The organism is Mycobacterium simiae (genome assembly GCF_008370645.1).
In the GTDB taxonomy this organism is placed as follows: domain Bacteria; phylum Actinomycetota; class Actinomycetes; order Mycobacteriales; family Mycobacteriaceae; genus Mycobacterium; species Mycobacterium simiae_A.
Window position 1 is genome coordinate 72,332 of record NZ_VTZN01000002.1, and the last position, 7,850, is coordinate 80,181.

8 protein-coding genes are annotated in these 7,850 nt (G+C 66.8%); 3 read left to right on the forward strand and 5 right to left on the reverse strand.

Annotation, left to right across the window (positions count from 1 at the left end; all coding sequences use genetic code 11):
- The first annotated feature begins 29 nt into the window (after window positions 1-29).
- Both F0Q45_RS01045 and F0Q45_RS01050 read left to right on the forward strand, forming a co-directional pair.
- Complete coding sequence (locus tag F0Q45_RS01045) at window positions 30-941, forward strand: alpha/beta hydrolase (RefSeq protein ID WP_149652129.1); 912 nt, start codon at window positions 30-32, stop codon at window positions 939-941.
- Between the two features lie 8 nt (window positions 942-949).
- Complete coding sequence (locus F0Q45_RS01050; protein WP_149652130.1) at window positions 950-3,115, forward strand: acyltransferase family protein; 2,166 nt, start codon at window positions 950-952, stop codon at window positions 3,113-3,115.
- Window positions 3,116-3,291: 176 nt separating this feature from the next.
- Here F0Q45_RS01050 and F0Q45_RS01055 read toward each other — a convergent pair whose 3' ends face one another.
- Both F0Q45_RS01055 and F0Q45_RS01060 read right to left on the reverse strand, forming a co-directional pair.
- Window positions 3,292-3,969, reverse strand: a complete 678-nt coding sequence (locus tag F0Q45_RS01055; protein ID WP_149652131.1) for an Rv0518 family GDSL lipase — start codon at window positions 3,967-3,969, stop codon at window positions 3,292-3,294.
- A 76-nt stretch (window positions 3,970-4,045) separates the two neighbouring features.
- The gene (locus F0Q45_RS01060) at window positions 4,046-5,278 is read right to left on the reverse strand and encodes an acyltransferase family protein (protein ID WP_188112736.1); all 1,233 of its coding nucleotides are present in this window, start codon (window positions 5,276-5,278) and stop codon (window positions 4,046-4,048) included.
- Between the two features lie 317 nt (window positions 5,279-5,595).
- Here F0Q45_RS01060 and F0Q45_RS01065 point away from each other — a divergent pair, with 317 nt between their 5' ends.
- Window positions 5,596-6,030 carry an STAS domain-containing protein gene (locus F0Q45_RS01065; protein WP_149652133.1) on the forward strand — a complete coding sequence of 145 codons (435 nt, stop codon included), beginning with the start codon at window positions 5,596-5,598 and terminating at the stop codon, window positions 6,028-6,030.
- Here the strand turns inward: F0Q45_RS01065 and F0Q45_RS28915 are convergent.
- The 3 genes from F0Q45_RS28915 to hemB are packed head-to-tail and all read right to left on the reverse strand — an operon-like array spanning window position 5,936 to window position 7,799.
- Window positions 5,936-6,262 (reverse strand): hypothetical protein, encoded by a 327-nt coding sequence (locus F0Q45_RS28915; RefSeq protein WP_262490819.1) that lies wholly within the window; start codon window positions 6,260-6,262, stop codon window positions 5,936-5,938. The genes F0Q45_RS01065 and F0Q45_RS28915 overlap by 95 nt on opposite strands.
- A complete protein-coding gene (locus F0Q45_RS01075) occupies window positions 6,259-6,798 on the reverse strand; it encodes a DUF3093 domain-containing protein (protein WP_149652134.1) in 540 nt (179 codons plus the stop codon). Before F0Q45_RS01075 ends, F0Q45_RS28915 begins: the two co-directional genes overlap by 4 nt.
- A gap of 11 nt (window positions 6,799-6,809) precedes the next feature.
- Complete coding sequence (gene hemB, locus F0Q45_RS01080) at window positions 6,810-7,799, reverse strand: porphobilinogen synthase (RefSeq protein ID WP_149652135.1); 990 nt, start codon at window positions 7,797-7,799, stop codon at window positions 6,810-6,812.
- Window positions 7,800-7,850 lie beyond the last annotated feature (51 nt).

The window sequence follows — 7,850 nt, forward strand, 5'->3', positions numbered from 1 at the left end:
CCCGGTTCCGCGTCACGATTGGGCGACCGATGCGGCGTGGCTCGCCGGCAAATTCGCGGTCGGGGCGGCATTATGACCCCGTGCCTGACCTGACCCGTCGCGCGGTGCTGCGGATGGGCGCCGGAGCCAGCGCAGGAGCCGCTGGCGTGTGGGCCTTGAGCGCCCTGTTGGATCCGCTCAAGCCCAAGGCGGCGCCTCCGCAGGCGCCCGCCCCCTTCGAGCCCCCGACAGCCGGCAGCAGCTTGCCGACCAAGCTTTCCGGCTCCTTCATCTCCGCAGCACGCGGCGGTCTCCAGACAAACTGGGTGATCGCCATGCCGCCGGGCCAGTCACGGCTGTTGCAGCCGGTCATCGCCCTGCACGGCAAGGACGGCAACGCCGGCATGATGCTCGACCTCGGCGTCGAAGAAGGGTTGGCCCAACTGGTCAAGGCGGGTAAGCGGCCGTTCGCGGTGGTGGGTGTCGACGGCGGCAATACCTACTGGCACCGCAGGTCTTCCGGCGGGGACTCCGGCGCGATGGTGCTCGACGAGCTGCTGCCGATGCTGGCCGCAATGGGGATGGACATCTCCCGGGTGGGATTCTTGGGCTGGTCGATGGGGGGATACGGCGCGCTGCTGCTGGGCGCCCGGCTCGGTCCGGCACGAACCGCGGGGATCTGCGCGATCAGCCCGGCCTTGTACACCTCGTTCACCGGCAGCGCCCCGGGCGCGTTCGACAGCTACGACGACTGGATGCAGCACCGCGTGACGGGCCTGCCCGCGCTGAGCCAGATTCCGTTGCGGGTGGACTGCGGCACCGGCGACCGCTTCTATTTCGCCACCCGAGAATTCGTCAGCCAACTGAAGACACCTCCGGCCGGCAGCTTCTCTCCCGGCGGGCACGACACGGACTATTGGCGCGAGCAACTGCCCGGCGAGCTGGCCTGGATGGCGTCCTGAAGCGACAGATGACCACCCCGCAGGAAGAATCCGCCAGCCCGCTTCGTCGAGCGGGGCGACCGGATCGGGGCCTCAATTTTCGCCCGGACATTGAGGGCTTGCGTGCCGTCGCGATCATCGCTGTGGTCTTGTTCCACGCGGGCATACCCGGTGTCGCCGGCGGCTACATCGGCGTAGACGTCTTCTTCGTCATCTCCGGGTTTCTCATCACAGGGTTGCTGTGGCGCGAGGTAACTGCCACTAATACGCTTCGGCTCGGCCGCTTCTATGGTGCGCGGGCCCGCCGCCTGCTGCCGGCCGCGGCCACTGTCGCAGTGGTCACCGCGATCGGCGCGGCCGTCGTGTTGCCGCCCCTACAAGCGCGCCGCGTTTTGCTGGACGGCATCGCCAGCGCTCTGTATGTCGGCAACTACCGCTTCGCCGGACAAGGCACCGATTACCTACTCTCCGACTTGCCGCCGTCACCCTTCCAGCACTACTGGTCACTGGGCGTGGAGGAGCAGTTCTACCTGGTGTGGCCGGCCTTGATCATCACAACCGCTTGGCTATTCGGGCGTATGGGCCGCGACATCGCTGCCCGAGCCGCACCGTATACGGTCGTCCTCGGGCTAGTGGCTGTTGCGTCGTTGGCAGCCGCCTCGATCTGGACCCGCACGTCGCCGTCGTGGGCATTCTTCTCGCTACCCACCCGCGCCTGGGAGCTTGCCGTCGGCGGCTTGGTTGCCCTGACGATCCGCCTGTGGCGGCGATTGCCGCTGGCGCCCGCAGCAATCGTCGGCTGGGGTGGCTTGGCGCTGATCCTGCTGACCTGCACCCAGCTGGGACCGAGCACTCCCTACCCAGGCACCGCAGCGCTGCTGCCGGCGCTGGGCACCGCGCTGGTGGTCGGCGCCGGGTCCGTCACCGGTGCTATGGGAGCCGGTCGCTTGCTGTGTCGGTCGGCGATGCGGGCGATCGGGCGGGTGTCCTACTCGTGGTACCTGTGGCACTGGCCGCTGCTGCTGCTGATGCCGGCACTGCTGGGCGATCCTGCGGGTCTGCCGGCCAGGCTGGCGGCCACCACCGTCTCCGCCGGACTCGCGGTGATCACCATGCACCTGGTCGAAAATCCAGGCCGCTTCGCCGCCGTGTTACGCCGATCGGCCAGGGCTAGCCTGGCGCTTGCCGGGGCGGCCAGCGGCGTCGCGGCGTGCGCCTGCGCGGTGCTGCTGATGGCAGTACCCGCGCCGGCCGGCCACGGAGTTGCCGCTCCCGAGGCCAAGATCGCCGCACTTCCCCCGGCACCGGGGGCACCCGCCGTCAGCGGCCAAGAGGCGGCCGTCCACCATGCTTTTGCCCAAGTGCGCGACGCGATCATCGCCGCCACGAGGCTGCAGGCGGTGCCGTCAAATCTGAACCCACCGCTGGCGGTGGCGCCCGGTGACAAGGCACCCGCCTTCGTCAACGGCTGCATGCGGTCCTGGCGCGATGTCGGCCACAGCGAGTGCGCAACGGGCGACACTGCGTCACTGACGACGATGACCCTGATCGGCGATTCGCACGCCGCCATGTGGGAACCGGCCTTCCAGCAAATCGCCCAGCAGCGGCACTGGCGGCTGGAAACCTTGGCCAAGGTGACCTGCCCGTTACTGGACTTGCCGATCGTCAGCCCATACCTAGGCCGCAGATACACCGAATGCGAACAGTGGCGCAGCCAAATAGTGAGCCGAGTCCAGACCGAGCGGCCGCGTCTGGTGGTGCTGAGCATGAGCCGCCGCTACCGCGCGGACTTCAGCTTCGCCAGCTACGATCCCGCCTGGATCGATGCACTGAACCGAACGGTGGCGCAGCTGCGCGGCGTCGGCGCCACCGTGCTGGTACTGGGACCGGTCGCGGATCCGCAGTCGTCGGTGCCGACCTGCCTTTCCGCGCATCTCGACGATGCCCGCGTCTGCGCACCGCTTCGCTCGGCCGCGGCCAACGGTGCGGGTATCGCTGCCGAGCAGGGGGCCACCGAGACCGCCGGGGGTCATTATGCGGACCTGACCGACCTGTTCTGCAGCGCCGACCGCTGCCCCGTGATCGTGGGGAACACGTTGGTGTTCCGCGACGACAACCACGTGACGACCGAGTACTCGCAGCTGCTGGCACCGGTTCTTGGCACGCTGGCCGATCACGCCCTGGCGGAAGGGTGAACTTCGCGCGTGATCCACACGTCTTACCCAGGAGAGGTTGTGGAGGTGTGACATGAGTCTGGTGGTGGTGTGCCTTACGGTGGTGACGCCGCTCGCCGGAGTCGGGCTGGTATGGCTCCAGGCTCGCCTGGAGCGCTGGGCTTATGAGCGCCACGCCCAAGACTGAAATGGTCGAGTTAGAGCTGCGCGCGGATGAGCGGCGCGATGGTGTCCGCCAGATATGCGTGCCCCGCATCGTTGGGGTGCACACCGTCCGCACCGATCAGTTCGGGCCGGTCGACGAACCACTGCGCGTCGATCGGATCGACGAACACCGCCCCGGCGGATCCGGCCGCAGCGTTGAGCACGTCGCGAATCTGCAGCACCGAGTCGGGGACATCGGCGGTTGGCCACGGCGGTCCGATCACCAGAAACCGAGCAGACGGCGCTAAGCGGCGCGCCAGATCGAAAGTCGTGCGGACCCTTTCAGCAAGCAGCCCGGGATCGACGCCCTGATCGTTACGGGAGCCGAAGAACACCACCAGCACGTCGTCGAGCTTGACCGCCGTCGCGGTCAGATCCTCGAAAATGCTGCCGTGGTCACCAGACACCGCATAACCGGCCCGGCCCTCGGCTGCCACATCGGCCGCGATCCGCTCCCCTTCCTGCGCCAGGGTCTGCCAGGCACGAGCGGGCCAAGACTTCGGGCCCAAACCACCCTCGTCGGTGCCCGTCGTATAGGAGTCGCCGATCACCGCGAGGTGGACAAGCCTAAAATCCGTGGTCAGCGGACGGTACGCCCGGTACGCCGGGAATCCGGAGGCCGCATCGACCAGCAGAGTGAGGCCGACGACAAAAGTGGCCAGGCGACTCACAACCTACCTCCACTGGGACCGGCATCGTCATCGTACGAGGCACTGGGCCAATGGTGGCGTCGACGCGCGGCAGCCATCACACCGCGCGTGCCGAAATCGCCTCCCGTGCACCGTCAACCGGGTGCAGCTTGGTATTCAACGACTCCGCGTGCTCACTTATCGCGGCGACGGCCCGGACGTCAACCATCCGGCGCATCCAGCGGCGGGCCGGCTCTTCGACTACGTGATACAGCAGGATCGAGAGCGCCACGGCGATCACCAGCAGCCCGATCACGTTCCATTTCCACGGGTTATCCTGCGGCGTGAGGTCGAACTGCAGTACGGACCACCCCCAGGCGGTATGGACCAGCTCATGAACCATGTACAGACAAAATGAGATCTCGCCGCCGTACACCATAGGCCGCGCCGACAGCATCCTCGGCAGCCCGCCCAGGCCGACCGCCAACGTTACGACCAGCGGAACAAACAGCACGTCGACGACGCCGCCACTATCCACGACGCCGCTGATGGGATGTGCGTCGAACCAGTAGAGGACGCCCACCATGGCGACGACGAGCAGCAGGGCGAGGTGTCCGGCGACGTAGCGCGCGTGCTCGGTCAGCCGTAACCGACGCACTGCGGCACAGGCCAGCGCTCCCGCGGTGAACTGCGTGACAATGCGCGGCAGCCAACTCCACGGCGTGTAGAACTCGCCGCTGGCCAACAAGAGCAGCACCGGCGGCAGCGAAGCGGCCAACGCCAACAACATCAAGCCGCGAGCTCGAGTAGCGCGCTCCATCCGCAAAATCACTAGAACGAGCAGGCCGAACAGCAGATAGGCCAGCCATTCCGCGCTGATCGACCAGGCCGGCCCATCCCAACTAGATCCGTCGAAGAACGGCTGAAACCACAGCTGTACCAGCAGCATCTGGCGCACATAGCTGATCGCGGTCAGATCCCTCGCCTCCGGCAAGGGCACATGCCCGACGTGCAGACTCAGGATCACCAGCCCGGCGGCGAGGTGCAAGGTGACCACGTACACCGGCCACACCCTGGCCAGCCGCAGCCACAGGAAGTGCAGGGTGGCCCGGGTGGACCAGGATCGGCCCATCCGGTCGAGGTAGTTCCAGGTCAGCACGAACCCACTGAGGATGAAGAAAAGGTCGACGCCCTGTGCTCCGCAGTTGAGCACCGGCGCCAGGGCGTCGCGGAGCTCAGGCGATGCATCACCCAGCATCGGCCGGAAATGAAACAGCACCACCCACACCGCTGCGACGATGCGGAGTCCTGTCAGGGCCTTGATCTCGCCCTTGATGTCTCCGGTGCGCACGACGCTCTTTCCGTCTGGACTCTGCTGTTTCGTGACCTGATCGCCCGGCTCTCCCCGCATCCCGTAAGCGGCCCCCGGGGCGAGCAACCGGCAGCTATGGCAGCGTATCAGCGCGCTGGCCTTCGCTGGCCTGGGCCATTATCGCGCGGCGCGCTGGTTGATGCTCCAAGATGGCCAGTTCGCGATGGCGCTGGATCACCACGAGCAGCCCGAAATTCGTTCTTAGCGAAGAGTTAGACGGACCTGTCGGTCGCCTTAGGTTTGCGAATTAGCGTGAGCCCCCTGGCTACGGCAACGCCACGAAGGATGGGCTGGTCATGACTATCGCAGACGTCGGTAACGGGACTTATCACTGCGATGGTGCGCAGATCCGTGCGCACTGCCGTGCCCTGGCCACAGTGGTGACTGTCCGAGGCGAGATCGATGCGGTCAACGTCGACCGGGTGGGCGAATACATACGGCGTTTCATCCTTGGGAACAACCCAGTAGTGCTGGACATGAGTGACGTCAGTTACTTCTCCGCTGCCGGCATCTCGCTTTTGCACATGCTCGACGAGGCGTGCGCCGCCACCGGGGTGCAATGGCTATTGGTCGCCAACCCGGCCATCAAAGAGCAATTGGGCTACGGCCGTGACGGCGACGGCCCCCTGTTCCCGATTACCGGCTCGGTCCACGAGGCGCTGCGCGACCTCGCCGAAGCCATCGCCAGCCGACGTCAGCTGGTCCTCCCGTTGATCCGGAAGACGGCTTAGAGCGCCGCAACCTGACGATCCCCACGACCGCGAACACGCCGGCGACCGTCGCCGACAGCAGTGTCAACACCAGTAGTTGCGGGTGATAGATCACCGACACGGTGACCGGTTGGCCGTCGGCAACCGGGCCCACGGCGACGGTCGACCGGGTGTGCGACCAGCTCACTGCGGCGGCCACCACCGCGGTCATCGCTAAGACCAGCTCGACGACAGCCCGGTACCGGGTGGTCACAGCGCCGACTCCGGATCCGCCTCATCGTCGGGCTGCATGTGGGGCACCACACGCTCCGCTACCAGTGGAGTCAGCGCGGCCCGCAGCTGACGATGCCGCCGCGCCCAAGCTTGGGCGGTACGGCCCCCGGTGAGCTTCAGACCGATGCCCACTCGGCCGCGCGGCACGCCAACCAGCTCGCCGAGCGCCCGAGCCGACTGCCACCTGGCCAATGGCTTGCCGGACGCCACCGAATTCTCCGGCTCCGGAAACACCTTGAGGATTTCGGACACCAAGATCGTCTCGGTGCCCTGGCGCAGCGCGTCCTCGGTTAGCTCAACCGAGGTGTGGATTCGCGCCGCCTTTACCTGCAGCGACACGAACACCGACACCATGACAAGAAAAATCAACGGAGTGATCAGCTGCACGCCCGCGCCAGTGGACTTTTCGATCACCATGATCGACACCGCCGCGGCCGGGCCTGCCAGCACCCAGTACCAGCTGGCACCCGGCTCGTAAAACAACGGCTTGGTCTTGGTTTCCCCCGCTGATGTCATGTGAGCCTCCGTCACGAAAGCCAAGTAGCCGCATCGGCAGCCCAATAGGTGAGCACGATGTCCGCCCCGGCCCGCCGGATGCTGGTCAGCGACTCCAAGGCAGCCGCCCTCTGATCGATCCACCCGTTTGCCGCAGCCGCACATATCATCGCGTACTCCCCCGACACCTGGTAGGCGGCCACCGGCACCGTCGAATCAGCCGCAGCTGCAGCCACGATGTCTAGGTAACCCATCGCGGGTTTGACCATCACGATATCGGCGCCCTCGTCGAGATCGAGCTTAATTTCGCGCAGCGCCTCCCGGGCGTTGCCGGGCTCCTGCTGGTAGGTGCGCCGGTCGCCGGACAGCCTGCAGCCCACCGCCTCCCGAAACGGGCCATAGAAGGCCGAGGCGAATTTGGCGGCGTAGGCCAGAATCACCACGTCGGCGTGGCCGGCGGCGTCCAAACCGTCGCGGATCGCACCCACTTGGCCATCCATCATTCCACTCGGACCGACCACGTGTGCGCCTGAGTCTGCCTGTGCTACAGCCAGTTTCACGTATGCAGCCACGGTAGCGTCGTTGTCGACTCGGCCCGACGCATCCAACACCCCGCAGTGCCCGTGGGCGGTGAATTCATCCAGGCAGGTGTCAGCCATCAACACCGTTGCCTCGCCGAGATCCTTGGCCAGGTCTCGCAGCGCGCCGTTGAGGATGCCATCCGGGTTGGCGCCAGCCGAACCAACCGCGTCCTTGTCCTGGTCACGTGGCACGCCGAACAGCATCAGCCCGCCGACTCCCGCGGCGACCGCGGCCGCGGCCGCGCTGCGCAGCGAATCGCGGGTGTGCTGTACCACCCCCGGCATAGCTGCGATCGGCCGCGGTTCGTCGATACCGTCGGCGACGAACATCGGCAGCACCAAATGCCTTGGCTCCAAGGAGGTTTGCGCCACCAGACGGCGCATCGGGGCGGTGGAACGAAGCCGGCGCGGCCGCTGTCGCGGGTAGCCGCCGACGCTCATGAGCGGCGACCTGGGGGCACCGCCCGCTTGCGGGGGACTGCGCCCGGCTGC

What these genes read in the sequence shown, in the direction of transcription:
- F0Q45_RS01065 (WP_149652133.1), top strand. Translation starts at nt 5,596, where the DNA reads ATGACTATCGCAGACGTCGGTAACGGGACTTATCACTGCGATGGTGCG.
- F0Q45_RS01045 (WP_149652129.1), top strand. Translation starts at nt 30, where the DNA reads ATGCGGCGTGGCTCGCCGGCAAATTCGCGGTCGGGGCGGCATTATGAC.
- F0Q45_RS01075 (WP_149652134.1), bottom strand. Translation starts at nt 6,798, where the DNA reads ATGACATCAGCGGGGGAAACCAAGACCAAGCCGTTGTTTTACGAGCCG.
- F0Q45_RS01050 (WP_149652130.1), top strand. Translation starts at nt 950, where the DNA reads ATGACCACCCCGCAGGAAGAATCCGCCAGCCCGCTTCGTCGAGCGGGG.
- hemB (WP_149652135.1), bottom strand. Translation starts at nt 7,799, where the DNA reads ATGAGCGTCGGCGGCTACCCGCGACAGCGGCCGCGCCGGCTTCGTTCC.